The sequence below is a fragment of the Lentimicrobiaceae bacterium genome (assembly GCA_023227965.1).
GTDB lineage: Bacteria > Bacteroidota > Bacteroidia > Bacteroidales > JALOCA01 > JALOCA01.
This window is the reverse complement of record JALOCA010000001.1, coordinates 97,082-122,302: the sequence shown is the minus strand read 5'-3', so window position 1 is coordinate 122,302 and position 25,221 is coordinate 97,082. Positions and strand designations below refer to the sequence as shown.

The following is a 25,221-nucleotide window of genomic DNA, read 5'->3' as shown; positions in this document are numbered from 1 at the left end:
TTTTAGCAACAAACAAAAATAAATAAAAAAGAAGAATATCTTTTACATTTTTCAAAAAATATTTTGCAAAATAATAAAAATAAACGCTTTTGTCCGAAAAAACCAATGCTGGTTTTGTTTTTCATGCAAAAGCCCTATTGCCGGAAAGCATTGCAGCTATACCGGATAAGGATGCAAGGATACAGGAAAACGTTGCGGCTATGCCGGATAAGGTTGCAAGGATGCCGGTAAGCGTTGCGACTATGCCGGACGAGATTGCAAGGATGCCGGTAAGCGTTGCAGCTATGCCGGACGAGGTTGCAGTGATGCCGGTAAGCGTTGCAGCTATGCCGGATGAGGTTGCAGTGATGCCGGTAAGCATTGCGGCTATGCCGGATGAAGCTGTTTGTTTATCAAACCCTCAAGGTTTTAAAAACCTTCCAACCCCGATTAAATCGGGGGAAAGAGTTGAAAATATAAAAAACTCTTCTCCAAAAAAAACTCTTCCTGGTACTTCGTACTCTGGAAGGTTAATTAATTTAAATCCTGTCAGGTTTTTGAAACCTGATAGGATTATTGGTCATATAAAAAAAAGGACATCCTTGAATTTAGATGTCCTTTTTTTATTTTTTAAATTTAGTCTTTTAAACATCTTATTGAAAGTCCGGCTAGTTTTGAGCCAGCTTGATAATCGTAAAAACGACTCGTGTTATACTTCAGAAATTTGTTCCAGGCACAAAATGGGGCTGGTCCTTCAGTTGCAGACCAGAAATAACCGCCTTCATTTATCCCGTAAAAACATCCCTGGAATTCGCCAGTTTCGGCATTTCCTCTGAATCCACCAGGCAAAGCTGTGAAACCCGAACTGTTAGTTGCATCCGTGTTGGGAAGTAACCAATGGGCAAGTCCGGATTCTTTTAGTTTGCCACCGACGGTCTTTTCGTCTCCGCCAAGGTAGGCTTTCAACGCCGTCCACTCTTCATCAGTCGGCACATGCCAACCGTCTGGAGCAACGCCACGTAAATCAACGATTGTGTACCAGTTATACAGTCCACCATAGACAGTGCCGTAAGTGCCATATTTATTTTGGTACCAGCACATAGCTCCGCTGGTTTGATAACTCCAGACGGTGCTGTCGGTAATGTTCGGAATCAGATCTCCATTCCGATAATGGGTTACCTTGAGGTTTTCAAGCAGCCATGTTTGGTTACCAATCGTTACGGAATGATACATATTGCCGTCTACATCGGCAACCTCATAGGTCATAAAAGTTTTATCGGCACTGAATACCGTCCCTATTTCATTAGTGGCTTTAATACGGCAGTGATATGTTGTATTTTTTTCTAAACCAGCAAGGCTGGCTGTTACATTGACATTGCTATTGCCAGTGATGGTGCCCGGGACAGTAGCTATTTCATGACCGTAATTTGTTGTCTTACCATATTCTATTTTTACTGTAGTGGAGAATAAATTTGGATTCGCTATGCCGTTAATAATGGCATTAGTAATCCCTATGTTAGCAGGTTCAGATATTAATATTTTTGGCTTTCCACCAAGAGCTGCCGCTCTCATATCAACTCCGTAAGAAATCCCCATGGCATCAATCATTTTTATCCGATAATGAAAACTTTGTCCTGGTATCACCGTCAATTCGGCTTTTACCAAAACATCCCCACCATTTTCGATGATCGTACCTGGAACAGCGGCTATTTCATGACCGTATTTTGTGGTGTCACCGTATTCGAATGATATGGTGGCTGGTGTATATATAGTATTCACCACCCCATTAAACGTGATAGAATACAAAGTTACTTCGGCTTGCTTAGTGAGGGCTCGTGCAGTTGTCATGATTTTTGTGTCTCCGTATATAACACTGTCCCGCCCTTTCACAAAAGTGCGGACATAATATTTTTTCCCAGAGGATAAACCGCTGATTATGCTGGTAAATTTTCCGGTATTATCAGCTATATCGCGTGTCATGTTTTTCAGGTTCGGTTCAGGAATAGTATCCCAGCAAACACCGATTACTTTTATTTGAAATCCCGGTTCCCCTGAGATTACCCCACCACAAACGGCAGTGGTGGTGCCTACCTCCGTAATGTCGGCAGTAGTAACAGAAAACTCTCCGTTTACCGGAGGAGTTTTTACATCATCATCCTTTTTGCAGGACGACAATATGACTATAAAGAAAATTGCTAAGTAGAATAATTTTTTCATGAAACTTTTTTTAATATTTACGTTCATTAATTTTGGGAAAGTTTTTAGTTTAATCTTCCAATCCCAAAAAATCGGGGCTAAAAAAGCCCGATAAATGTACAAAAAATTATGTTCTAAATGTATAGTAATAAAAAAAATCTCAATAAAACGTAGTTAATGTATATTTGGTAGGTTTATGAGGATATTTGGTAAATTTATTAAAAAAACTCTTCTCCCTAAATATCGGGACTTCGTACTCTGAAAGGTTTTTGGTTTAACTTTTCTAAGGCAGGTAATAGCTATAACCTATGCCGGTCATGACTTTCCCGATGCAGGTAAGTGCATAACCTATGCTGGTCATGACTTTCCCGTGGCAGGTAAGTGCATTAGCCTATACCGGTCGGCAATTTCCAAGACGGGTAAGTGCATTAACCTATACTGGTCATGACTTTCCCGTGGCAGGTAAGCGCATTAACCTACACTGGTCGGCACTTTCCCGTGGCAGGTGATAGCTATAACCTATGCTAATTTTTTAAAACTCTTCCATGTACTTCGTACTATGGAAGGTTTTTGAAGATATTATTTTTTATACGACACCGGATGATTAAGCATCAGGTGCTGGGATTCCTTTAATTTCATTATTTTTTTCAGTTGATCCTGGTCCATGTAAGCACGAGGTCTGGTTGAAAGCCCTGCTGAAGCACAAAAGAGTGAAATATTTTGTGATACCATTCCTGCATCTTCGGCAGCCCAGGTCATTTTCAAAGACTCTTCTCCATGCGGAAATCTTGAAATGTCTGATACCAGCAAACATATTACCGGAGCCTTCGTAACAAATTCCTGCTGTACAGCAACCAATTTACGGTAATCCCCTGCGGCAATTAAATTAAGCATCGAATTTTTTACATCGTAAAGATAAATACCCGTCTTCATGCACACATACACGTCAATGTCCTGGGCATTCATGGCTGAAGGGGCGGTACGTTTATCGCTTTCGGGGCGGTTGATACCGTTTGAAGCCCATAACAAATCGGATAAATCGCGCAGGCTGATCATTGCAGTGTCAAACTCTGTTGCAGATGCTCTTAACGACAATGCCGTCATTACCGGCAAACCCCTTTTCAAATCGGGAGGATTCAATACTATCGTATTTTGTGCGTACATAAAACCAGTTAAAAGGGTGAAAATAAAACAAAAGATAATCTTCTTCATATTGTTAATAAATTAATGTTCGTTTATGTTTTGCTTTTTTATCCCGCAAAATCATTAAGATTAAGCAGGAAATATTTCGTGTAAAATTAAACTTTTCCGTAAAATTTTTAATAGGATAAAAATAAAATCTTTCGGGTTTTCCGGTAAAACCTTCCACCCCCGATTTAATTGGAATTGGAAGAGTTCAACTATTTCTTAACTTTGCCAGCCCATTCCATTGTGGATTACAATTGGCAAACAATTATGGCACAATCTATCAACATAAAAAATAAAAAAGCTCAGTTTGAGTATTTCCTGCTCGATATTTTTACTGCCGGCATCCAGCTCACGGGTACCGAAATTAAAAGCCTTCGTGAGGGAAAAGCAAGCCTAACGGATGCCTATTGTATGTTCAAAGGTGATGAATTGTTTGTAATTAACCTACATATCTCCGAATACAAATTCGGAAGTCATTACAATCACGAACCCAAACGCGACCGGAAATTATTGCTAAACCGTCGCGAATTGAAAAAAATCCTGACCAAAACAAAGGAAAAAGGTTTTACTGTAATTCCTACCCTATTATATATTAACGAAAATGGTTTAGCCAAACTCGAAATTGCCATAGCAAAGGGGAAAAAACTCTACGACAAACGCGAATCATTAAAAATTAAGGATAACCGTAGGGAAATGGAACACAACTTTTAACTGATTTTCAGAATGCCATTTTCGAGAAAAGGTACTACCTCAGTTGTATCGAACCGCAAACACCAGGCAATATCTTCATCAAGCCCAAGTTTGCTCAATCGTTTGTAATGAGTGGCTTTGTTCAGTGAATCGGGGAAATTTTTTTTTAGATTGTTCCAAAATCCAAGGCTTATTTGTGCCGCATCCTCCATGGTTTCGTAAAAGCCGCTTTTTGTAAGGTTTTCAACCAGCGCACCTGCAAAGGCTGTATCTTCGAGGCTCATGTTTTCTTTCCATCCTGAGCAAAGCACGACAACGTTTTTTTTAGCCTGCAATAAATCCTGACATAATTTTGAAAAATTGGAAAAAGTACCAACAACCACTTTTTCACTTACAGAAGCGGTAATCAGCGCCTGGGTACCGTTGGTGGTAGTGTAAACAAGCGTCCTCCCCCGAACGAGCGGCGAAGAAAAGCCCAGCGGAGAGTTCCCGAAATCGGCAAAATCAGGTTGCAAACCATCACGTTCGGCAGCAACAAGGAAACCCTGTTTCTTGTACTCTTCAGCTTCCGAAAGTTTAGAAACCGGAATAATACTCTTCACACCATTTTGAAATGCTGCACAAATGGCAGAAGATGCACGCAAGACATCAACTACCACAACAGTAAATGGAGCTTCTGTTTGTTTGCGTTCAAACAATCCGGGCAAAAAACAAACTTCTATGGTTTGCATAAAAAATAAAAAAGCCCCCCGTCATTTTTTGTACGGGGGGTGTATGTCAAGCTATGATTATTTATAAAAAGGAAACTTAACAACAACAGCTTTCAGGGCTTTGTCGCGAATTTTGATAAAAATTTCACTGCCTTCGGCTGCAAAACCAATTTTTACATAACCCATTCCAATGGCTTTTTTTACCGAAGGACCCATGGTACCGGAAGTTACTTCCCCTATCGTGTTTCCGTCAGCATCGGCAATTTCATATTCATGACGGGGAATTCCTTTGTCAACCATTTCAAAACCTACCAATTTACGGGTAGTACCTTCTTTCTTCTGGCGTAAAAGCTCTGCTTTGTTTATAAAGTCTTTTTCGGGGGTAAACTTGGTTATCCAGCCCAGTCCGGCTTCAATAGGCGAAGTAGTGTCGTTAATATCATTACCATAAAGGCAAAAGCCCATTTCGAGGCGGAGGGTATCGCGTGCACCCAGACCAATCGGTTTGATTCCGTATTCTGCACCAGCTTCGAAAACAGCATTCCAAATGGTGTCAGCAGCCTTGTTTGCAAAATAAATTTCGCAGCCACCTGCACCGGTATAGCCGGTAGTAGAAAGAATTACATCTTTAACGCCCGCAAATTCCACTTTTTTAAAAGTGTAATATTCCATATCCTCTATCGGAGTGGAAGTACATTTTTGCATGGCTTTCAGTGCAAGAGGTCCCTGAACAGCCAATTGCGAAATTTCATCCGAGGCATTGTAAAGTACTGCGCCAATCTGGTTCTGACTTTGCAGCCAATTCCAATCCTTTTCAATATTTGAAGCATTAACGACTAACAAAAAGGTTTCAGAATTAATTTGGTAAACAAGAAGGTCGTCAACAATACCACCCTTGAAATTTGGGAAGCAGGAATATTGAACTTTTCCATCGTAAAGTTTTGAAGCATCATTTGAAGTAACCCTTTGAATAAAATCCAAGGCTTTGCTACCTTTCACCCAAATTTCGCCCATGTGCGAAACATCAAAAACTCCGACTCCCTTACGTACGGTTTCATGTTCAATATTAACTCCCTCATATTGAACCGGCATATAAAATCCGGCAAATGGTACCATCTTGGCTCCCAATTCTTCATGTTTCTTTGTAAATGCTGTATTTTTCATTTATAAAAAGATTTTAATTAAAGTTAAAAATCATCAGCATATTGACTCTTTTCTAAATATTTTTAATTAACGTAAATGCCCGTTTTTTTAATGGGATAAAATTTCATTCCCCAGCGCAAAAGTAAAAAAATACTCTTAAACCGCACGGTTAAAACCGATACAATGGAATAAATATTTGTATTTCGAAAATAGTTGTATATTTGCATCGAATTTTTTTTAAAATCCCACTCCGGTTTATCGTTTCATTTGTCATTAACAATCAACTCTGTTTATTGAAATCTGATAATTTTTACTCCTGCAGGGAGTATAAGCGCTCAAAAAACACCTTATAATTAACACATTAATAAAATAACAAATTCACTATGTACGATATTGTTGAACTGAATTCGAAATTAGTTCACGAATTGAAAGAAATAGCTCAAAAGCTGAACATTCCGAAAATAGAAGGTTTAAAAAAGCAAGAATTGGTTTATAAGATATTAGACCATCAGGCATTAAATCCTTCGCCCGAAATGCTCGAAAAAGAAAATAAAATTCAGCATAAAAAACCTGGGCAACGCAAAAGAATACCCTCAGTTCCGGCAAAAAAGGAAACAGTTTTTATGCAACGACACGAACAGGATACTGAAAAAACTGATAACACATCCCAGCCGTTAATAAGTACAGATATACCGGAAGAACAAGTTATTGCAAAGCCAGCACTCCCTAAAGAATCTGAAAAACCTGTGTTTAAAAGTAATTTTCAGCGAAAAAATAAAGCAGGTTTTTCCAAAAATTTCCCTAAAAAACAAACTTCTCCTGCTCCTGCTCCTGCACTACCGACACTACCACCATTACCGCCATTGCCACCACCTGCCGATACCGTACAAAATACTCCCCCGACACCTTTTAAAACAGATTTTAACGAAGAATTATTTCCATTCGGAGCCGACATTGAAAATGGTAAACCCGAATTTTTAGGCGAACCCATAATAGAAGACAATACTACTTTCCTCGGAATTGATGAAAATATAATCACTGAAACGCCTGAAGAAGGAAAACTAACAGGTGCCCCTCCCCAGGAAGCAGAAACCAGTAGCGAAACGCAAACGGAAGAAATTCGTCCTTACCGTGAAAAGAACTGGAAAGAAATTCAACGACAACGTATTGCCGAACGATACAAAGAAGATTATTCCGAGTTTGATGGCATAGTTTCCACTGTGGGCGTTCTGGAAATAATGACCGATGGCTATGGATTTCTGCGTTCAGCCGATTATAACTACTTGAACTCGCCCGACGATATTTATGTTTCACAAAGCCAGATTAAACTTTTCGGTTTAAAAACAGGGGATACCCTTAAAGGGAGCATCCGCCCCCCAAAAGAAGGTGAAAAATATTTCCCGCTTGTAAAAGTAGAAACTATCAATGGAAAATTTCCCGAAGAAGTTCGCGACCGCATCAGTTTCGATTTCCTTACTCCGCTTTTTCCGGAAAAGAAATTTAAAATCACAGGGCATCCCGGCTCTACCATGAGCACACGCATCATAGATATGTTCTGTCCTATCGGCAAAGGGCAACGCGGACTCATTGTAGCGCAGCCCAAAACCGGTAAAACTGTTTTGTTGAAAGAGATTGCCAACGCCATAGCTTACAATCACCCCGAAGCCTACCTCATCGTTTTATTGATCGACGAACGCCCTGAAGAAGTTACAGATATGCAACGCAGTGTAAATGCAGAGGTAGTTTCCTCCACTTTTGATGAACCCGCCGAACGCCATGTGAAGATTGCCAACCTTGTGCTGGAAAAAGCCAAACGCCTCACCGAATGCGGACACGACGTGGTAATACTGCTTGACTCCATCACCCGCCTTGCCCGTGCTTACAATACCGTTGCCCCGGCATCAGGTAAAGTTTTGTCGGGCGGAGTGGAAGCTACTGCTCTGCAAAAGCCCAAACGCTTTTTTGGTGCCGCACGCCAGATTGAACACGGAGGCTCGCTCACCATCATTTCGACGGCATTGATAGACACCGGTTCAAAAATGGATGAAGTGATATTTGAAGAATTCAAAGGTACCGGCAATATGGAATTGCAGTTAGACCGCAAACTTTCTAACAAACGCATCTATCCATCCATTGATATCGTTGCATCCAGCACCCGACGCGAAGACCTGCTGGTGGACAAAGAACAACTGCAACGTATCTGGATACTTCGTAACCACCTTGCGGATATGAATCCATTGGAAGCCATGGAATTTTTGAAAGAAAAAATGAAATATACCCAAACCAACGAGGAATTCCTCATCTCAATGAATAGTTAGGAATATCCTGCTAAACCTCAAAAAAAGAAGTTATTTTACTAAGAAAACAACCTCTTTTGCTTTGATGATTATATAAATTACACTATATTATTGTAATCTGCGAATTTACTTTCACATTATTCTTTATCATTGCCCACACCGGACAATAGGTTTCCTCGGCAAGATGAAGCAATTTTTCCACTTCTTCTTTTTTTGTATCCGGAGATTGTAAAACAAATTCCAGTGTAATTTCTTCAAAACAGGTAGGATGCTGATTCCTGCGCTTGCCTTTTGCCACAACCTGCAAACTCTTAATCTCTTTTTTCATTTTTCGCAGCAGTGGCAACACCGCACTACTTACGCAGGTAGCAAGGCTGATAAGAAATAATTCCAACGAAGTATAACCCAAGTTGTCCCCTAAGGGCGGTATATAATCCACATCTACAGGGGAGTTATTACCCGCCTGCCCTTTAAAGTGCAGCCTGTTGTTAACCAACTCTATTCTTGCTTCCACCAGTGGCAGTAACAAATTTTCAGAATTAAATTTTACTTCTTCCATTTTTTTAATTTTAATTTAAAATATTATTGACTGAATTATAATATGATAGAAACTGTCTAATCACAATTTCCCTTCATGTTTAATTTGCAAAAAATTTACACATTGACTTATTAGTTTAATCATTTCCATATTACAGATGCAAAATTACGACAGATGGCTTTTTTCGTAATGTATCCGGGGTAAATACGACTTCACAGCTTTTATATTTAACATCTTCCTTGAATTTTTTAGCTTTTTTGCCATATTAAATCATCGAATAAACTGCCCTCAACATGCAGATTCCCCCATCCAAGGGCTTTTTCTGCAAGTATAGCATACGTGCAGCCACCAGGGGATCAGCCGGATCAGTGTAGTGAATTCAAGCTATTTAAAGGGTCGGCGCAGCTACGTAAATGTAGGAAAATACGGAATTAAAACATCCCAGAATCCGCTTCTTCAACAATTACCTCTGTTTCATTCTCATCGAATAGTTTTAACTGATTTTCGCTGATATAATACTCGTCATCAGGCGACAAGCTGGCGTAATTCAACAAATATTGCATTAATGCTTTTTTATAAAACTTGTTAGGAGTGGTTTTATGCAACTTACAGTACTTGTCAATTACTTTTTTTTGTTTCTCAGAAAGTTTAAAAATAATCTTTTTGAATTTTACTTTTTTACTTTTTTTCTTTATACTTTTTGCAGGCATTAATTTTTGGATTAATAAATGATTCTAATTATGCAAAGTACACATTTTATTCCCTAATAATTTCCTTAATATCGTCAATTATTTTTCCCGCCAGAAATTCTGCTGTAGCCATTGTATTGCTTTCGGCATAAATCCGAATGACGGGTTCGGTATTCGATTTCCTGAGGTGTACCCATTCATCGGCAAAATCAATTTTCACTCCATCCGCAGTGTTAACTTTCTCGTTTTGGTATTTTCTTGCAATACTTTCCAGCAAATTGTCAACATCCATATCGGGTTCAAACAATATTTTGTTTTTAGAAATAAAATACTGTGGGTACATGCTTCGTAAAAAAGAGCATTTTTTTCCTGTTTTTGCAAGATAAGTTAAAAACAAAGCAATTCCCACCAGGGCATCGCGTCCATAATGCAATTCGGGATAGATTACACCTCCGTTACCTTCGCCGCCAATCACAGCTTGATGAATCTTCATCATTTCCACTACATTCACTTCGCCCACAGCAGAGGCAAAATAACTACAGCCGGCTTTTACCGTTACATCATGCAAAGCCCTGGTTGAGGATAAATTGGAAACAGTACTCCCGGGAGTGTTTTTCAGCACATAATCTGCTACGGCAACAAGTGTATATTCTTCCCCAAACATTTCGCCATCTTCCATCACAATTGCCAGCCTGTCAACATCAGGGTCAACAGAAAAACCGACATGGGCAGCATTTTTAACTACTGTTTTTGATAATTCAGTCAGATGTTCGGGCAGGGGTTCCGGGTTATGCGGAAATTTTCCGTCAGGTGTGCAGTACAACTCAATTACCTGATTAACACCCAATGCTTTTAATAATAAAGGAAGAGCTAATCCACCTGTAGAGTTTACGGCATCAATTGCTACTATAAAATTGGCGTTTTTAATGGATTTTGTATCTACCAATGGTAGATTCAATACTTTATCAATATGTTTCTGCAAAAATGTGTCATCAAAGCAATATTTGCCCAACGCATCAACCTCCGCAAACACAGCCGGGTTTTTATCAGCAATTTCTAAAATTTTTTCGCCATCAGTAGCCGAAATAAATTCCCCTTTTTCATTTAACAGCTTTAACGCATTCCAGTTTTTAGGATTATGGCTTGCCGTAATGATGATTCCGCCATCGGCTTTTGCTTCGGTAACAGCCATTTCTACTGTAGGAGTGGTGCTTAAACCGGTATCAATAACATCCACGCCCATACCCATTAGAGTCCCGGATACCAAATGGCTTACCATTTCACCCGAAATGCGGGCATCTCTCCCTATAACAAAACAAAGATGATTTTTTTCGCTTTGTTGTTGAACAAACGTTACAAAAGCAGAGGTAAATCGCATAATATCCACTGGACTAAGTCCTTCGCCAGCTTTTCCGCCTATCGTTCCTCTTATTCCGGAAATAGATTTAATCAATGTCATTCATGTAGTTTTAAAAGCGCAAAAATATAGGATTTATAATTAATTCATTTTAAAATTTTTCAACTGCTAATTTTCAGTCGGTTCATAAAAAAAATACACTTACATTCGTTTTCTTTTATTAATTTTGTGCCATATTTTATTGAAATGGAAGAAGATTTCGATCCCCTTGAATTCGAGGAAAATGAAGATAGTAACACGCAAGCTCTTCTCGAGAAATTTGAAGAAATGGCGCGAGGTGAGGTGCAGTATTTTTTTGATGCAGATGAATTTGAAGACATTATAGATTTTTACTTGTTCAAAAATAATTTTAGCCAATCAGAAATTGCCATTCAGTTTGCAAGCGAGCAACATCCTACAAATGTTATTTTTAAATTAAAGAAAGCCCAGTTACTGGCTTCGTCAGACAATACGGAAAAGGCGCTGCGCATTTTATCGGATATTGAACAGAATTATACTGCCGATGGCGATGTTTTTCTTACCAAGGGGGCAATATACAGTCAGCTAAAACGATACGAAAAAGCTATTGAAGAATACAAAAAAGCCCTGAACCTCACCGAAGAACTCGACGAAGTGTATGGAAATATCGCTTTTGAATATGAGAACCTGGGAAAATACGAAAAAGCACTGGAATATCTCCAGAAGGCATTGGAAATTAATCCCGAAAATAGTTCCTTTCTTTACGAAATTTCATTTTGTTATGAAATTTCCAACAGAAATGAAGAAAGCATAACTTTTTTCAACCAATTCATCAACAAATATCCCTATTCGCATCATGCATGGTTTAATCTGGGTTTGGCTTACGGAAACCTCGAACAACTTGATAAAGCCATTGAAGCCTACGATTATTCAATTGCCATTGACCCCACTTTTGCTTCTGCATATTTTAATAAAGCCAATGCGTTTGCCAATACAAATCAGTTTGATCAAGCCATTGAAGTGTACAGGGAAACTTTTTTGTATGAACCCCCTGAAGCATTGACCTACTATTACATAGGCGAGTGCTACGAAAAACAAAAAAAATTTGAATCGGCAAAAATTAACTTCAGTAAATCGTTAGAAATTGATGATAACTTTGCTGATGCACATATTGGACTGGGCATAGCAGAAGATGAACTGGGAAGTTTCGAAGAAGCCCTTAAACACATCACCAGAGCTACAAAAATGGACCCTGATAATTCAGAATATTGGTTCATCTTAGGCGACTTACAATTTAAACACCTGATGTATGCTGATGCCCTAATTTCTTATGAAAAAGTTACGGAACTTGACTACCTTGACCCGGAAATATGGCTCGAATATTCCGAGGTATATTGCGAAATAGGAAATATTGACGCGGCATTATCAACCATCAGAAACGGAATGAACCTCCAACCCGACAATATTCAATTCCAATACCGGAATGCCGCCTATCTGTATCTTGCAGGGAACACCGATGCATTTTATATGGAAGTAGAAAATTTATTAAAAACACATTCCGAAGATATTGAGAAACTTACTGATTTTGTTCCGGAATTGTTAAAAGAACCTCTTTTTTCCAGTTTACTTGCAAAATATTCCCTGTAATTGGGAAATATATAGCTGAATTTCAATTACAATGATTACATTCGGATTAATAGGATACCCGCTTACACATTCAAAATCAGCAGAATATTTTCTTCAGGAATTTCATACCCTTTATCCTGCGATTATTGCTGAATACAAACTTTTTCCGATGAAAAACATCGAAAATATCAGATCATGGATAAGCAAACAGAACAATTTACTTGGTTTTAATGTAACATCGCCTTTTAAAATACAAATTATTCCTTTTCTCGACCAAATGGATACATCAGCCATTGAAACAGGGTCTGTAAATACAGTTAAAATTTTTCGCACCAACAATAAAATTTATTTAAAAGGATACAATACTGATGTAACAGGTTTCAAACATTTATTAGCTATGAATCAGCATTTTTCGATAAAGAAAGCATTAATTATAGGAACTGGAGGTGCATCAAAATCTGTTAGCCATGTATTATCGTCTAAAAATATCGAACATTTGTTCGTTTCGCGAAATCCGAAAAACATAAACACAATTTATTACTCTCAGGTTGACAAAGATATTATTTCTACTCATAATTTAATTATCAATACTACTCCTTTGGGGCAATTTCCCAATGTAACTGAATACCCGCCTTTGCCTTTTGGCTTTTTTACGTGTAATACTATTATCATTGATTTGATTTACAACCCTGAAAAAACCCTCCTACTGCAAAAAGCAAAAAAACAGAGAGCAAAAATCAGCAATGGCTTGTTTATGTTGCATCAGCAGGCAAAAACTGCATGGAATATCTGGCTCGAAAATTGCTGATACCTTAATTTAGTAAAATATTTAACTTTTTTTAAAACCTATATATATGCAAAACCCGTTAGGAAAAATGATGCAAATTCTGGGAATTGTAGTCGTATTCCTCTATTTGGGAATAGGAACCTTCCTGTTTTTTTTTGCTGAAAAATACAATCTGCCCAAAAATATAAAAGTAATTTTTGGATTTTTTTTCATAGCTTATGGTTTGTTCAGAGCTGCCCGGATTTGGAGTAAATATCGTGAAAATAATTTTTAGCCACCGACTCAAGAGCTTATACAATAAAACTTGTGTGAATGGGTTATAATATATACTTTTGTCAACCTTGTTATAAACATATAAAGACATTGCTTTATGTTTAAAAGTCTGATTGTAATATTGTTAAGCATGGTTTTACTTTTGGGGTGCAACACCGGAAAAGTGAAGACTCCTGATGAAACAACCACTCGGGGTACAATCAAAATTGCCGTTGACGAATCGTATCAACTGCTTATAGATACACAAATCTATACCTTTCAGAAAATATACCCCTATTCATCAATAACGGCAAAATATACTACAGAAGTGGATGCTTACGATTTATTTATGAAAGATTCAATCCGGCTGATGATCGTGAACAGAGAATTAAGTAATGAGCAGAAAAAAATGCTTAACCAGGTAAAAATTATTCCCCGTACCACTCGGATTGCATATGATGCCCTTGCATTTATCCTAAATAAAGAAAACAAGGATACTTTATTACGATACGACCAGTTGCAATCAGTTTTTAATGGAAATATTAATTCTTGGAAACAAATAGACAAAAATTCGTCACTTAGTAATATAAAAGTTGTTTTCGACAACAATTCATCAGGTAATCCCCGCTTTATTCGTGAAAAATTTGGTATAAAAGAAAGCTTCCCTGATTATTGCTACGCAGTAAATTCGAACGAAGAAGTAATCAACTATGTAGAAAAAAACAAAAATGCTATTGGCATAATCAGTGTTAACTGGATTAGCGACCGTGATGATACCCTAAGTGCCACATTTCTAAAAAAAATCAGTATTGCGTCTATTGGACAACCCGGTGATACTGAAGGTTCAGGAGAGTTTCGCAAACCTTATCAGGGCTATATTGCGGAAGGCACATATCCTTTTATTCGTTCTATGTATGCAATTTCCCGTGAAACTTTTGTTGGACTGGGGTCTGGTTTCATACAATTCATTGCTGGGGACCAGGGACAACGCATTGTACTTAAATCAGGATTAGTGCCTGCTACCATGCCCATTCGATTGGTACAAATAAAAAAATAAAGTTTAATAAATTTCAAAAATAAATATTTAATTATCTGCCCATCTATGTATTCAACAGTTAAAAAATCGGTTTTATTTTTCATTATCACATGTTGTTCTTTAGTTTTAAAAGTTCATGCTCAGGATTTAAGCTATGTAATTAAGCTAACAGAAAGTGAACAATTTGAATCTGCTGAAAAAGGATACAAATTACTTTTGGAAAAAACACCTAACAATGGTGATATATACTATTATTATGGTGGAAATTACCTCAAAATGTATTTTACTGATGCCGAAGGAACTGTTCTTAGTGATGTATCGGAACCTGCTATGCTTCTTTTCAAAAAAGGTATAGACGTTGATCCAAATAACCCATTGAATTACATAGGCTTAGGTAAATTAGCACTTTACAGCGGTGATACTGCAAATGCAAAATCCTATTTTAGTAAAGCCAAATCCTTTCTTCCCAGCAAAGCCAATAAAAATGTAGTGATGGACCTCGATCGCCAGGTTCTTATTCTTTATAATATTGCTGAAGCTTACATCAAGGCACCCAAAAAGGACTTCCCCGAGGCATATAAACTGCTCGGGCAAGCACAAACATTGTTACAAGACCCCAAAAAGCCTGGAGTTGATAAGGTGAAAGTTCCAGAATTGTATATTATTATTGGAGACTACTATATGGAAAATAACGACGGATCCAATGCAATATCCAACTACAAAAAAGCACAAGAGCTTGATCCTTCTTCACCAAAAGCAAAACTACGTATCGGACAATTATGGTTACGGGCAAAAAATTACACTGATGCCTTAGAATATTACAAAGATGCAATAAAAACAGACTCCACCTTCGCACCTGCTTACCGCGAACTAGGAAATATATATACCCTTGCCCGTCAATACGATAATGCAATTAAAAATTATGATAAATTTCTTGAACTTTCAGCTGGTAATATTTCTGCAAAAATCAGGTATGCATCAGCGCTCATCAACGCAAAAAAATATAAAGAAGTAATTGCAACCATTCAAGAAATTCTTTCGGTAGATTCTTCCCGCATTGACTTGTACAGAGGACTGGCTTATTCCTATTTTGAGACCAAACAATACGACGATGGATTAAAATATATTGAAAAATTCATCCAAAAAACCAAACCAGAAAAAGTAAGAGCTGACGATTATGTTTATTACGGACGATTATTGTCGAAAACTAAAAACGACTCCCTTGCCGTCGAAAAATTGTACAAGGCTTATCAAATGGACACCACCAGAACAGAACTTCTTTCAGAAATTGCATTAAGTTACAGCAAGCTTAAAAAATATGATGAAGGAGCAAAATATTATGAACTGCTGAAAACACTTGGAAAAGCTACACCCGGCGACTACTATAACCTTGGCAAAGTATATTATAACCTTCAAAACTGGAACTTTGCTGATACTAATTTTGCATCATTGATTTCCTTGCAACCCGACTATGTTCAGGCTTACCTGTGGCATGCCCGTACAAAATCAAAAATTGATCAGGATGCCACACGTGGACTCGCCAAGCCGGTATATGAAATTTTTATTCAAAAAGCCATTGCAGATTCGGCTAAATATTCAAAAGATATTTTTGAAGCTTATTCCTACCTTAGTTATTATTATTTTGTTCAGTATAACGATAGCAAAAGTACGGTTGATGCGTTAAATTCAATTCAGTATTGCGAAAAAGCTTTAGCCATAGTACCAACCGACGAAAAAGCCAAAACAATACTTGAAGCAATGAAAAAAGTTGTTAAATAGCATTGATTTCGAATTAATTATAACAATATAAACCAATTAATTTTTTAAAGCATGTTATTTTTTTAAAATGAGGCTTTTGTAGTAAATAAATAATTATTACTTTTGCCAACCAATTATTAATAACAGCAAAATCAAGTAAATAAACTTAAAATCCTAAAAAAATGAGCAAAAACAGTCAATCACAATCCCTGAAAGACACATTGCGTTCCGCATTTGCAGTTGGTACTATTTTAATAGCATTAATTGTTTCTGTGCTGATTTTCATCTATGTAATGGGAAATCCTGTAAACTTTGAAGGAGGAAATCCAAAAGGGACGCCACTGCCAGGAAATTATTTAGCTACAATTTATAAAGGAGGTTTTATCGTTCCTTTATTAATGTCTTTACTTCTTGTCCTCATCACTTTCTCTATTGAAAGAGCAATTACCATTTCCAAAGCCAAAGGAAAAGGTAAAATCAATCTGTTTGTAAAAAACATTCAGAGCTTACTTTCTGCAAATAAAATTAATGAAGCCATCAGTGCCTGCGATAAACAACAAGGTTCATTAGCTAACATCATGAAATCTGGCTTAGTAAAATATACTGAACTGAGAGACGATGAAAAATTGGAAAAAGAACAAAAAACATTAGCAATGCAGAAAGAGTTGGAAGAAGCTACTGCTCTCGAACTTCCCATGCTGTCGCGCAACCTCGTTATTCTTTCAACAATTGCCTCCATATCAGTACTTATCGGTCTTATCGGTACAGTATTAGGTATGATTCGTGCATTTGCCGCTCTTGCACAGGCAGGATCCCCCGATGCTCTTCAATTGGCAACCGGTATTTCAGAAGCTCTTATCAACACAGCATTTGGTATTAGTGGCTCAACATTAGCTATTGTTCTTTACAATTTCTTTTCAACAAAGATTGATAGCCTGACTTTCAAAATGGATGAAGCCAATTTTAGCTTACTCCAGACCTTTTCCTCTCAAATTAAACGCTAAGTATTTAACTTTTCGAATACAACACTATTTCATGTACCGTATTTGAAAATAAAAAATAGTAACTATGCCAAAAATTAAGCTGCCAACAAAGTCTCCACACATTGACATGACGCCATTGGTGGACTTGTTTTCGTTGCTTTTAACTTTCTTTATGCTTACCGCATCTTTTCGTCCACAGGAAGCTGCTACAGTTGACAGCCCCTCCTCGATTTCCGAAAAACAAGCACCTGATAATAATATAATGACCTTACTCGTCGACAAAGAAGGTAAAGTGTTTTTCAATTTCGACAATGGAAAAGATACCACAACAAAATACCGTGCGGATCTTATACAGAAAATAGGTGAGTATTACCAAATTAAATTTACCAAAGAAGAAATTGGAACTTTTGCAAAGTATTCCTCATTCGGTATGCCCATAAAGTTCATTAAAACTTGGCTACATACCAAAGACTCAAAGAAACGAGAAGAATTCCAAACAGGAATTCCTTATGATTCTACCGATAACCAATTACTTATGTGGATTCGCTTTGCACGTATCGTAAATCTTAACTCTGAAGTGGCTATAAAAGCCGATGCAAAGACAGATTACATCAAAGTGAAAAAGGTTATGGATATGTTGCAGGAAAACAAAGTTAATAGATTCAATCTGGTAACTAATTTACAGAAAGAAGAAGCTAAACCAGAAGACATAAAATAAGTATTTTATAACCAATAACACGGAGAAAAAAATATGGCTGAAATAATTCAAGAAGAAAGTAGCCACAAAAAAAGTGGCAAACGCAGAGCAAAAAAACATTCGACCCATATTGATATGACGCCGATGGTGGACCTTATGTGTTTGCTTATTACCTTCTTTATGTTGACTACAGCTTTCAGCAAGGCAAAGGTAATGGAAATTACCATGCCTGAGAAATCTGAAACTAACGAACCCAAAACAGCTCCTAAAATCTCTGCCGAACGTACCCTTAATATTTTAATATCAGGTGATAAAAAAATCTATTGGTATAACGGTATGGCTGACCCCAAAAAGCCTCCCTTACCAGCCTTAAATGCAACCGATTACAGTAAAGATGGCATTCGTAAAATTTTGTTGGAACGTAACAAAGATTTATTTACTAAAATCTACGATCTCCGCCAGAAACGTGTTGAAGGAAAACTTCTTATGGCTGATTCTACCGCAAATGGGCAAATAAAAGAGCTTAAAAGAGCAGATAAAGCAGGACCTATTGTACTGATCAAAGCCGACGATAAAGCTAAATATGAAAACATCGTTGACATCATTGACGAAATGGCTATTGCAACCATTGCAAGCTATGCCATCGTTGATATCTCTCCAACAGAATTGGAAATGATTAAAAACGCTCCAAAATAATTAATAATCTAAAATTTTAAGTGTTATGAGTAAAAAAGAGCGTGTCGAAAGTTTGGATGAAATTGTTTTTGCTAATAAAAACAAAGAATACGGAGCATATATGCTTCGAAAAATTTATCCTAAACATATTAATATTTCGCAAGCAATTGCCATTACCATTCTCTTATTAGCAGTGGGAATTCCCTTGATTGCCGGTTATATGAACAGAAAATCAAGGATCATTGAAGATAAGACTGTAGCAGCAGAAATGATGGAAATGGTAAAAAACGAAGATGCTCCTCCCCCACCCCCTCCTCCTCCTCCTCCCGAAGCATTGGAACAGAAAGTTAAATTTACTGCTCCTATTGTCGTAGAAGAAGATGTGGAAGAAGGTGGTCTTATGATTCAGGATGAGTTGAACACACAAACCGTAAACGAAGCAATAACAGAGGATATCGTAGTAGAAGAAACTAACAAAGAAGAAATCATCGAACAGGCTCCTCCTGCAGAGATTTTCACCGTTGTAGAAGAATCTCCTGGTTTCCCCGGTGGTGACGAATCCCGCATTAAATTCCTGCAACAAAACATTACTTATCCCCAGGTAGCAAAAGAAGCTGGTATACAAGGTACTGTTTTTGTTACGTTTGTAGTGGAAGTGGATGGTTCGGTGAGCGACGTCCGGGTACTCCGCGGAATTGGTGGAGGCTGCGATGAAGAAGCTATTCGCGTTGTTAAAGCCATGCCAAAATGGACTCCGGGTAAGCAAAGAGGTCGCCCTGTACGCGTGCAGTTCAATATGCCTATTAAGTTTATCTTACAAGGTTAATCCTATATTAATTGATTTATACAAAACCCGGAAAATTATCCGGGTTTTTTTATTTTTACAATTATTTTTAATATGACACCAATACCTTTTTACGAAATACTTCCTTTTTTCCTTATACTTGGCATTATTGCCACCGGACCAATGCTTTATCACAAATGGTGGGATAAAAATTCTAATAAGCTCCTAATTTCCCTGCTCTTAGGAATGCCTGTAATGTATTTTCTTATTGCACAGGGAAATATAAACCAACTTGAACATGTTATTTTGTTCGATTACCTTCCTTTTATTATTTTATTATCTACCCTGTATGTAATTACAGGAGGAATTAATATTGGTGGAGATATTGAAGCTACGCCTGCAACAAATTCCATTTTTTTGGGAACAGGAGCTATTCTGGCATCGGTTATTGGTACAACAGGAGCATCTATGTTATTGGTACGACCGCTTATTCAAACTAATAGTGAAAGACAGTTCAAATCACATACTTTACTGTTTTTCATCGCTATTGTAGCCAATTGTGGAGGTTTACTAACTCCCATAGGGGATCCGCCTCTTTTTATAATGTACCTTAAAGGGGCACCATTTACATGGTTTTTTCAACTGTTCCCGGAATGGTTGTTTATAAACAGTTTATTGATAGTGATATACTATATGTTTGATTTTTATTTCTATAGAAAAGAATCTCCGGTAAATATTAAAAAAGACAAAAGTATTTTTGTTCCAATCAAAATCAAAGGATCAAAGAATTTTATCGTGCTTGCTGCTGTTATTCTTACCATAGCAATAGTGAATGCCAACACGTTTCCTGTTTTTAAACGGTATGAATATTTAAAGTTTTCAAGAGAAATTTTGCTATTGTTATTAATGTTTTTTTCTTTGAAATACACTCCAAAAAAATATTTTCAGGACAATGGTTTTTCGTGGGAACCTGTAAAAGAAATTGCATATATTTTCCTGGGAATTTTTATTACAATGACACCTTGTATTCTTTATCTCGAAAGTAATGCAACAAATTTGGGTATTAAAAGTCCAGCTCAGTTTTATTTCTTAACCGGGCTTCTCAGCAGTTTTCTTGATAATACTCCCACTGCTGTTACATTTCATTCCCTTGCGCTGGGAATGAACGAACAATCAGGTATATTCTTAGCCTATACTGATAAAATAGCCGGAATACCTTCCAGCCTTTTAAAAGCAATTTCACTTGCTGCAGTGCTTTTCGGAAGCATGACTTACATCGGAAACGGTCCCAATTTTATGATAAAATCCATTGCGGAAGCGAGCCAAATAAGAATGCCAGGCTTTTTTAGTTACATTTTCAGGTTCTCGCTTGTTATTTTATTACCGGTTTTTATCTTGGTTTGGTTGATTTTTATTTAACACCTATCGGGATGCTATCAAAATTAATAATAGCATTTTCACCAATTTTAGTCAGCAGATAATCTTTGTACTTTGCTTTAACTGCAACAATAAAATCATAGTCGCTTGATCTACGGATAAAATTTTCATCAAAAGCACAAAAGTCGGTAAACGTATCCAACTCTTTATTTTTTAAGTGAATAATTGAAAATATCTGCTGTCCGCTCAGCCTCCATCTGAGATACTCCTTCGCACTATCTTTATTCTTCTGTTCCTCCAGTTTCTCATATGCCTTGTACCCACGACTTAGTTTTTCATAAATGAAGGATACCGGGCTCATAATTGTAGCAGGCTTTACATTATCAGAATTAGCATACGTATGACTTGGGGTTTTGTTTGCTATAATCTCAACTGTTTCTAATTTAATGTATCTTGGACTAAGATAAAATATTACAGGGTTGAGTGTGTCGGTACTGATTTCAGTAAGTGTTATGGTGTTAGGAAAATAAGAGCTAGCATTGAACAACAACGTATCCCCCAGTTTTACTTTGAGATAAAAACGTCCGTTTGCATCAGAAATTACTGTTTGATATGTCCGGATATTCTGTACCTTAACTCCGGAAGCATTTAAAAAAGTATGTTTACTTACAGTCCGCCCTGCTATCTTCACTGTGTTGTTTTCCTGTGCATACCCGCAAAAGCATACTCCGGTAAGTACAACACAGTAAATAAATTTTAAAAAACAGCTATTCAAAAACATTTAATTACAACGAAAACTAAGGATATAATAGTATAAATCATTTTTAAGAAAAATTTCTATTTATTAATGTATTCTGATAAAGTTTTCATCCATTTTACATTGGGAAAAATAATCAAAATTTATTTTTATATGGGAAAAACTATTATTTACTGTGCATCCGGAGAAAAACATTTTTAAATATTTTAAACAAGTATTAACATTGCATACTTATTATTAATTATATTTGCAACGATAATTAAATTAACACCGTTAATATGAAAAATAAAGAAATTCAGGAGCAAAGAATGCGCTCATATTTTATTGAGGCTACCCGTGAAATTATAAAGGGAGAAGGGCTTAGAGGTGTCAGTGTTCGTTCTGTTGCCGACAGAGCCGGGTATTCCTATGCCACTTTGTATAATTATTTCAAAGATATCAATGCCCTTATTTTTGAATGCGTAAACGATTTTCAAAAAGAATGCGAAGATTTTGTTATTTCTGAAACACAAAATTCAATCCATGGAAGACAAAAAATTAAAGATATATATATAGCTTACATTAAATATTTTATCCAATATCCTGGTATATTTGAGCTGTTTTTTTTGGAAAAAAGAAATGCTTTGGGACAATCGTATGAAACACATAAACTGATATATACCTTCCCTAACCGTTTAAGCTCCGAGGAGTGGAATATTTCTGTTGCAAACGGTCAGATTAGTTCAAACAATGCAGAGTTGGCAATGATGGAAATTAAAAATCTGATTACAGGACTGTTATTATTTTATTTAAACCGAATGCAACCTTTAGATTACTCAGAGCTGTTAACAATGGCTACAATGCAAATTGAAGATGTTATTAACAATAAATTATAGCTTATTTTTTGTAAGTGTAATCGTTTGTTTGCCATAATCTATTTTTGCCTTTAATGCCAAAAGCAAATCTCCACCCATAACACCATCCACCGCAGGGATTTCCAAGCTGTTATACAACTCGTTGACAGGTGCAAGATTAATAGCAACAGTAATATAATCATCTATTTGTATTGTATCTATTACAAGACTTTCGATAGTGAATAATTCGCTTTCGAGGGGCATACTTCCGAGTCCCATGGAAAGTTTATCATGTTGGATAAGCTCGAGCCGATGAAAAGGAATAAATTTTTCAATACGGTTTTTATCAAAAACTGTCCGGGAGGCGCCTGTATCAATAAGCATGTTTGCATTCTTACCATTTACAGCCACCTGTATAAAAACATGACAGCCTTCACCCTGAATATCGTAGAGGTGCATTAGAATTTTTGTTTGCATAGGAACACAAAGTTAGGAGCTATGAGTTGAGAGCTGGGAATTATGTGCCAATGTATGGCTTCTCATTACTCCAAACTCATAGCTCAAGGCTTTAGAAATTCGGTTTTAAGGCGTATTTCTGATAGAAATCTTCGATTACCTGCACGGCTTCTTCGGCGGTATCCACCAGCTTAAAAATTTTCAAATCGTCCGGATTGATATGATGTTCTTCCATCAAGGTATTGGAAAGCCATTGAAACAAGCCTTCCCAGTAACTTTTTACTACCATTACAATAGGAAAACGAACCATTTTATGTGTTTGAATAAGCGTGATGGCTTCGAAAAGTTCGTCGAGGGTGCCAAAACCACCCGGCATTACGATGTATCCCTGCGAATATTTCATAAACATTACTTTGCGAACAAAGAAGTAGTCAAAAGTGAGAAGTTTATCGGCATCAATGAATGGGTTAGAAGTTTGCTCGAAAGGAAGGGCAATGTTGAGTCCTACCGAACGTCCGCCCGAAAAATGCGCACCTTTGTTGGCAGCTTCCATGATACCGGGGCCACCACCGGAAATAATACCAAATCCTTTTTTGGTAAGCAGGTAAGCTACCTCTTCGGCAAGCTTGTAATACTTGCTGTTGGGTTTTACGCGGGCACTGCCGAAAACGGTAACACAAGGACCGATACGACCTAACTTTTCGAACCCATCCACAAACTCTGCCATTATTTTAAATATCTGCCATGAGTCGTAGGTCTTTATTTCGTTCCAGTTTTTCTGTTCAAAAGCTTCGCGAATAAGCTGGTCTTCCGATATATCTTCTTTTTCAATCATAAATACAGGTTAAAATTATTTTGCTTCAAAGATAAACAGAAATTAGGAACTGAGGGGCAGGAATTAGGATTTAGGTGTTCTTTATTTCGGCACGATGTGCCGTACCTTCCGTAACTGTTTACCAGCCCTTCCGCTATTAACTTTAAGCTTTTCCTAACTGTATGCCCACACCTCCCTGACCAACTCCCTGCCTGCCCTAACTGAATACCAATACCTGAGTTCGACATAAAATATTTTGCATTTGCCAAATTTTAATCCGTTAAAATTTTAATATCAATAAAAAGAATTTTTTATCTCTATGTATCCTCCGTTAAAAGATCAATAATTAACAGGATTAATGTCCCACGGACAATTTTCTTTTAATAACCAGCATTCTATTGGCATTAATCGCCTATGGCGAAATATTAATATAATATTTTTTATACGAATAATGGGCTGAATCCTTACATCGAATTCTCACTTTTTTTTATCTATTGGTCTATCATAATCCCTCAAATTCCACACACTCAGCAGAGAAAAATAAAATGTATTGCAAGAAAAAAATAAGTTTCTTTGCTTAATTTTTCTATAAAAAAAACTCTGCAAAACAGAGGACCGGGATTTAGGGATTTCTTTTACTTCCCTGGCTGAGCGGAAAATTAACAAAGTGGGATATAAACATTTACCAACCATACTTTAACTAAGAATTCTTATGGAAGAAATAAAATCACTCGACAAAATAAGCTTCGATACTTTATTTGAAGCATTTAATGAGGCTTTTGGCAGCTACGAAGTCCAGGTAAATAAAGAGGAACTCAGCATAATACTAAAGCGCAGAGGATTTGTTTCCGAACTATCATTCGGGGCATTTGACAGCAATAAACTGGTAGCATTTACTCTGAATGGAATAGGTAGCTTTAACGGATTAAAAACAGCTTATGATACGGGAACGGGAACGATAAAGGCATACCGGGGCAAGGGATTAGCCTCTAAAGTTTTTACAGTTTCTATTCCTTTTCTGAAAGAAGCAAACATCACTCAATATTTGCTTGAGGTGCTGCAACACAACCCAAACGCTATTTCGGTTTATAAAAACCTTGATTTTACCGTAAGCAGAGAATTTAACTACTATGTTCAGGCCAACACCGAAGTAAAGTTACTGTCTAAAGATTTGCCGGCTGCATTTTACATGAAAGAAACCAGCCTGGACAATAAAGAACAATTCATGCGATTTTGGGATTTTAAACCTTCGTGGCAAAACAGCTTTGAAGCTGTACAGCGGAGCATAGCTGATTTTAAAATCATCGGAGTATATCAGGAGTCGAAATTAGTCGGATATGGTATTTTTGAGCCTGGCTCAGGAGATATAACGCAAATTGCTGTGGATAAATCCTGCAGAAGGCAGGGCATTGCCACTGTTTTGCTTAAAGAAATGATTCAATATAACCGGCACTCTTCTGTAAAAGCGGTCAATGCCGAAACCACCTGCGAATCTATAGATGCTTTTCTAGAATCAAACGGTATTCCATTAAAAGGAAAGCAGTTTGAAATGATAAAAAAGCTTTAAATGTATGGCACTCT

The 25,221-nt window shown here is 37.1% G+C and carries 26 protein-coding genes; 15 read left to right on the top strand and 11 right to left on the bottom strand.

Annotated features, from left to right (window positions below):
• Nucleotides 1–121: 121 nt before the first annotated feature.
• Together M0R21_00465 and M0R21_00460 are read right to left on the bottom strand one after the other, a co-directional pair.
• A complete protein-coding gene (locus tag M0R21_00465; protein ID MCK9616290.1) occupies nt 122–361 on the bottom strand; it encodes a hypothetical protein in 240 nt (79 codons plus the stop codon).
• A 254-nt stretch (nt 362–615) separates the two neighbouring features.
• Nucleotides 616–2,196 (bottom strand): fibrobacter succinogenes major paralogous domain-containing protein, encoded by a 1,581-nt coding sequence (locus M0R21_00460; GenBank protein ID MCK9616289.1) that lies wholly within the window; start codon nt 2,194–2,196, stop codon nt 616–618.
• Nucleotides 2,197–2,534: 338 nt separating this feature from the next.
• On the opposite strand from M0R21_00460, the gene M0R21_00455 reads away from it, so the two are divergent.
• Nucleotides 2,535–2,684: a hypothetical protein gene (locus M0R21_00455; protein ID MCK9616288.1), complete on the top strand. Its 150-nt coding sequence runs from the start codon at nt 2,535–2,537 to the stop codon at nt 2,682–2,684.
• Nucleotides 2,685–2,754: 70 nt separating this feature from the next.
• Here the strand turns inward: M0R21_00455 and M0R21_00450 are convergent, their stop codons facing one another.
• Nucleotides 2,755–3,387: a SagB/ThcOx family dehydrogenase gene (locus M0R21_00450; GenBank protein MCK9616287.1), complete on the bottom strand. Its 633-nt coding sequence runs from the start codon at nt 3,385–3,387 to the stop codon at nt 2,755–2,757.
• A 243-nt stretch (nt 3,388–3,630) separates the two neighbouring features.
• Between M0R21_00450 and smpB the strand changes: the two genes are divergently transcribed.
• A complete protein-coding gene (gene smpB / locus M0R21_00445) occupies nt 3,631–4,074 on the top strand; it encodes an SsrA-binding protein SmpB (protein ID MCK9616286.1) in 444 nt (147 codons plus the stop codon).
• Here the strand turns inward: smpB and M0R21_00440 are convergent.
• Together M0R21_00440 and gcvT are read right to left on the bottom strand one after the other, a co-directional pair.
• Nucleotides 4,071–4,784 (bottom strand): 2-phosphosulfolactate phosphatase, encoded by a 714-nt coding sequence (locus M0R21_00440; GenBank protein ID MCK9616285.1) that lies wholly within the window; start codon nt 4,782–4,784, stop codon nt 4,071–4,073. The genes smpB and M0R21_00440 overlap by 4 nt on opposite strands.
• Nucleotides 4,785–4,841: 57 nt before the next feature.
• Nucleotides 4,842–5,927, bottom strand: a complete 1,086-nt coding sequence (gcvT, locus tag M0R21_00435; GenBank protein ID MCK9616284.1) for a glycine cleavage system aminomethyltransferase GcvT — start codon at nt 5,925–5,927, stop codon at nt 4,842–4,844.
• Nucleotides 5,928–6,289: 362 nt separating this feature from the next.
• Here gcvT and rho point away from each other — a divergent pair, with 362 nt between their 5' ends.
• Complete coding sequence (gene rho, locus M0R21_00430; protein MCK9616283.1) at nt 6,290–8,224, top strand: transcription termination factor Rho; 1,935 nt, start codon at nt 6,290–6,292, stop codon at nt 8,222–8,224.
• Nucleotides 8,225–8,306: 82 nt separating this feature from the next.
• On the opposite strand, the gene M0R21_00425 is transcribed toward rho, so the two are convergent.
• The 3 genes from M0R21_00425 to glmM form a co-directional block, all read right to left on the bottom strand.
• Complete coding sequence (locus M0R21_00425) at nt 8,307–8,762, bottom strand: OsmC family protein (GenBank protein MCK9616282.1); 456 nt, start codon at nt 8,760–8,762, stop codon at nt 8,307–8,309.
• Nucleotides 8,763–9,172: 410 nt separating this feature from the next.
• Nucleotides 9,173–9,451, bottom strand: coding sequence for a hypothetical protein (locus M0R21_00420; GenBank protein MCK9616281.1), 279 nt, complete (start codon nt 9,449–9,451; stop codon nt 9,173–9,175).
• A gap of 46 nt (nt 9,452–9,497) precedes the next feature.
• Nucleotides 9,498–10,889: a phosphoglucosamine mutase gene (glmM, locus tag M0R21_00415; protein MCK9616280.1), complete on the bottom strand. Its 1,392-nt coding sequence runs from the start codon at nt 10,887–10,889 to the stop codon at nt 9,498–9,500.
• A gap of 144 nt (nt 10,890–11,033) precedes the next feature.
• On the opposite strand from glmM, the gene M0R21_00410 reads away from it, so the two are divergent.
• The 10 genes from M0R21_00410 to M0R21_00365 all read left to right on the top strand — a co-directional run bounded on the left by M0R21_00410 (nt 11,034) and on the right by M0R21_00365 (nt 20,822).
• Nucleotides 11,034–12,452, top strand: a complete 1,419-nt coding sequence (locus M0R21_00410) for a tetratricopeptide repeat protein (GenBank protein MCK9616279.1) — start codon at nt 11,034–11,036, stop codon at nt 12,450–12,452.
• A gap of 31 nt (nt 12,453–12,483) precedes the next feature.
• On the top strand, nt 12,484–13,239 hold the full coding sequence (gene aroE, locus M0R21_00405; GenBank protein ID MCK9616278.1) for a shikimate dehydrogenase: 756 nt from the start codon (nt 12,484–12,486) through the stop codon (nt 13,237–13,239).
• A gap of 46 nt (nt 13,240–13,285) precedes the next feature.
• On the top strand, nt 13,286–13,492 hold the full coding sequence (locus tag M0R21_00400; protein MCK9616277.1) for a hypothetical protein: 207 nt from the start codon (nt 13,286–13,288) through the stop codon (nt 13,490–13,492).
• A 129-nt stretch (nt 13,493–13,621) separates the two neighbouring features.
• Nucleotides 13,622–14,527 (top strand): substrate-binding domain-containing protein, encoded by a 906-nt coding sequence (locus M0R21_00395; GenBank protein MCK9616276.1) that lies wholly within the window; start codon nt 13,622–13,624, stop codon nt 14,525–14,527.
• A gap of 195 nt (nt 14,528–14,722) precedes the next feature.
• On the top strand, nt 14,723–16,285 hold the full coding sequence (locus M0R21_00390; GenBank protein ID MCK9616275.1) for a tetratricopeptide repeat protein: 1,563 nt from the start codon (nt 14,723–14,725) through the stop codon (nt 16,283–16,285).
• A gap of 161 nt (nt 16,286–16,446) precedes the next feature.
• On the top strand, nt 16,447–17,268 hold the full coding sequence (locus M0R21_00385; protein MCK9616274.1) for a MotA/TolQ/ExbB proton channel family protein: 822 nt from the start codon (nt 16,447–16,449) through the stop codon (nt 17,266–17,268).
• Between the two features lie 64 nt (nt 17,269–17,332).
• Nucleotides 17,333–17,965: a biopolymer transporter ExbD gene (locus M0R21_00380; protein MCK9616273.1), complete on the top strand. Its 633-nt coding sequence runs from the start codon at nt 17,333–17,335 to the stop codon at nt 17,963–17,965.
• 33 nt (nt 17,966–17,998) lie between these two features.
• Entirely contained in the window at nt 17,999–18,640 is a 642-nt protein-coding gene (locus M0R21_00375; GenBank protein ID MCK9616272.1) for a biopolymer transporter ExbD, read from the top strand.
• A gap of 25 nt (nt 18,641–18,665) precedes the next feature.
• Entirely contained in the window at nt 18,666–19,445 is a 780-nt protein-coding gene (locus tag M0R21_00370; protein ID MCK9616271.1) for an energy transducer TonB, read from the top strand.
• A gap of 72 nt (nt 19,446–19,517) precedes the next feature.
• Complete coding sequence (locus M0R21_00365) at nt 19,518–20,822, top strand: sodium:proton antiporter (protein ID MCK9616270.1); 1,305 nt, start codon at nt 19,518–19,520, stop codon at nt 20,820–20,822.
• Here the strand turns inward: M0R21_00365 and M0R21_00360 are convergent.
• The gene (locus M0R21_00360) at nt 20,815–21,555 is read right to left on the bottom strand and encodes a hypothetical protein (GenBank protein MCK9616269.1); all 741 of its coding nucleotides are present in this window, start codon (nt 21,553–21,555) and stop codon (nt 20,815–20,817) included. The genes M0R21_00365 and M0R21_00360 overlap by 8 nt on opposite strands.
• A 260-nt stretch (nt 21,556–21,815) precedes the next feature.
• Here M0R21_00360 and M0R21_00355 point away from each other — a divergent pair, with 260 nt between their 5' ends.
• The gene (locus M0R21_00355) at nt 21,816–22,412 is read left to right on the top strand and encodes a TetR/AcrR family transcriptional regulator (GenBank protein ID MCK9616268.1); all 597 of its coding nucleotides are present in this window, start codon (nt 21,816–21,818) and stop codon (nt 22,410–22,412) included.
• On the opposite strand, the gene M0R21_00350 is transcribed toward M0R21_00355, so the two are convergent.
• On the bottom strand, nt 22,407–22,847 hold the full coding sequence (locus tag M0R21_00350) for an aspartyl protease family protein (protein ID MCK9616267.1): 441 nt from the start codon (nt 22,845–22,847) through the stop codon (nt 22,407–22,409). The two genes, M0R21_00355 and M0R21_00350, sit on opposite strands and share 6 nt — an antisense overlap.
• Nucleotides 22,848–22,938: 91 nt before the next feature.
• Nucleotides 22,939–23,661, bottom strand: a complete 723-nt coding sequence (locus tag M0R21_00345; GenBank protein MCK9616266.1) for a TIGR00730 family Rossman fold protein — start codon at nt 23,659–23,661, stop codon at nt 22,939–22,941.
• 691 nt (nt 23,662–24,352) lie between these two features.
• Between M0R21_00345 and M0R21_00340 the strand changes: the two genes are divergently transcribed.
• A complete protein-coding gene (locus M0R21_00340) occupies nt 24,353–25,207 on the top strand; it encodes a GNAT family N-acetyltransferase (GenBank protein MCK9616265.1) in 855 nt (284 codons plus the stop codon).
• Nucleotides 25,208–25,221 lie beyond the last annotated feature (14 nt).

Coding starts and splice junctions, on each gene's coding strand:
- M0R21_00465 (MCK9616290.1), bottom strand. CDS start 361: ATGCTTACCGGCATCACTGCAACCTCATCCGGCATAGCTGCAACGCTT.
- M0R21_00460 (MCK9616289.1), bottom strand. CDS start 2,196: ATGAAAAAATTATTCTACTTAGCAATTTTCTTTATAGTCATATTGTCG.
- M0R21_00455 (MCK9616288.1), top strand. CDS start 2,535: ATGACTTTCCCGTGGCAGGTAAGTGCATTAGCCTATACCGGTCGGCAA.
- M0R21_00450 (MCK9616287.1), bottom strand. CDS start 3,387: ATGAAGAAGATTATCTTTTGTTTTATTTTCACCCTTTTAACTGGTTTT.
- smpB (MCK9616286.1), top strand. CDS start 3,631: ATGGCACAATCTATCAACATAAAAAATAAAAAAGCTCAGTTTGAGTAT.
- M0R21_00440 (MCK9616285.1), bottom strand. CDS start 4,784: ATGCAAACCATAGAAGTTTGTTTTTTGCCCGGATTGTTTGAACGCAAA.
- gcvT (MCK9616284.1), bottom strand. CDS start 5,927: ATGAAAAATACAGCATTTACAAAGAAACATGAAGAATTGGGAGCCAAG.
- rho (MCK9616283.1), top strand. CDS start 6,290: ATGTACGATATTGTTGAACTGAATTCGAAATTAGTTCACGAATTGAAA.
- M0R21_00425 (MCK9616282.1), bottom strand. CDS start 8,762: ATGGAAGAAGTAAAATTTAATTCTGAAAATTTGTTACTGCCACTGGTG.
- M0R21_00420 (MCK9616281.1), bottom strand. CDS start 9,451: ATGCCTGCAAAAAGTATAAAGAAAAAAAGTAAAAAAGTAAAATTCAAA.
- glmM (MCK9616280.1), bottom strand. CDS start 10,889: ATGACATTGATTAAATCTATTTCCGGAATAAGAGGAACGATAGGCGGA.
- M0R21_00410 (MCK9616279.1), top strand. CDS start 11,034: ATGGAAGAAGATTTCGATCCCCTTGAATTCGAGGAAAATGAAGATAGT.
- aroE (MCK9616278.1), top strand. CDS start 12,484: ATGATTACATTCGGATTAATAGGATACCCGCTTACACATTCAAAATCA.
- M0R21_00400 (MCK9616277.1), top strand. CDS start 13,286: ATGCAAAACCCGTTAGGAAAAATGATGCAAATTCTGGGAATTGTAGTC.
- M0R21_00395 (MCK9616276.1), top strand. CDS start 13,622: ATGGTTTTACTTTTGGGGTGCAACACCGGAAAAGTGAAGACTCCTGAT.
- M0R21_00385 (MCK9616274.1), top strand. CDS start 16,447: ATGAGCAAAAACAGTCAATCACAATCCCTGAAAGACACATTGCGTTCC.
- M0R21_00380 (MCK9616273.1), top strand. CDS start 17,333: ATGCCAAAAATTAAGCTGCCAACAAAGTCTCCACACATTGACATGACG.
- M0R21_00375 (MCK9616272.1), top strand. CDS start 17,999: ATGGCTGAAATAATTCAAGAAGAAAGTAGCCACAAAAAAAGTGGCAAA.
- M0R21_00370 (MCK9616271.1), top strand. CDS start 18,666: ATGAGTAAAAAAGAGCGTGTCGAAAGTTTGGATGAAATTGTTTTTGCT.
- M0R21_00365 (MCK9616270.1), top strand. CDS start 19,518: ATGACACCAATACCTTTTTACGAAATACTTCCTTTTTTCCTTATACTT.
- M0R21_00355 (MCK9616268.1), top strand. CDS start 21,816: ATGAAAAATAAAGAAATTCAGGAGCAAAGAATGCGCTCATATTTTATT.
- M0R21_00350 (MCK9616267.1), bottom strand. CDS start 22,847: ATGCAAACAAAAATTCTAATGCACCTCTACGATATTCAGGGTGAAGGC.
- M0R21_00345 (MCK9616266.1), bottom strand. CDS start 23,661: ATGATTGAAAAAGAAGATATATCGGAAGACCAGCTTATTCGCGAAGCT.
- M0R21_00340 (MCK9616265.1), top strand. CDS start 24,353: ATGGAAGAAATAAAATCACTCGACAAAATAAGCTTCGATACTTTATTT.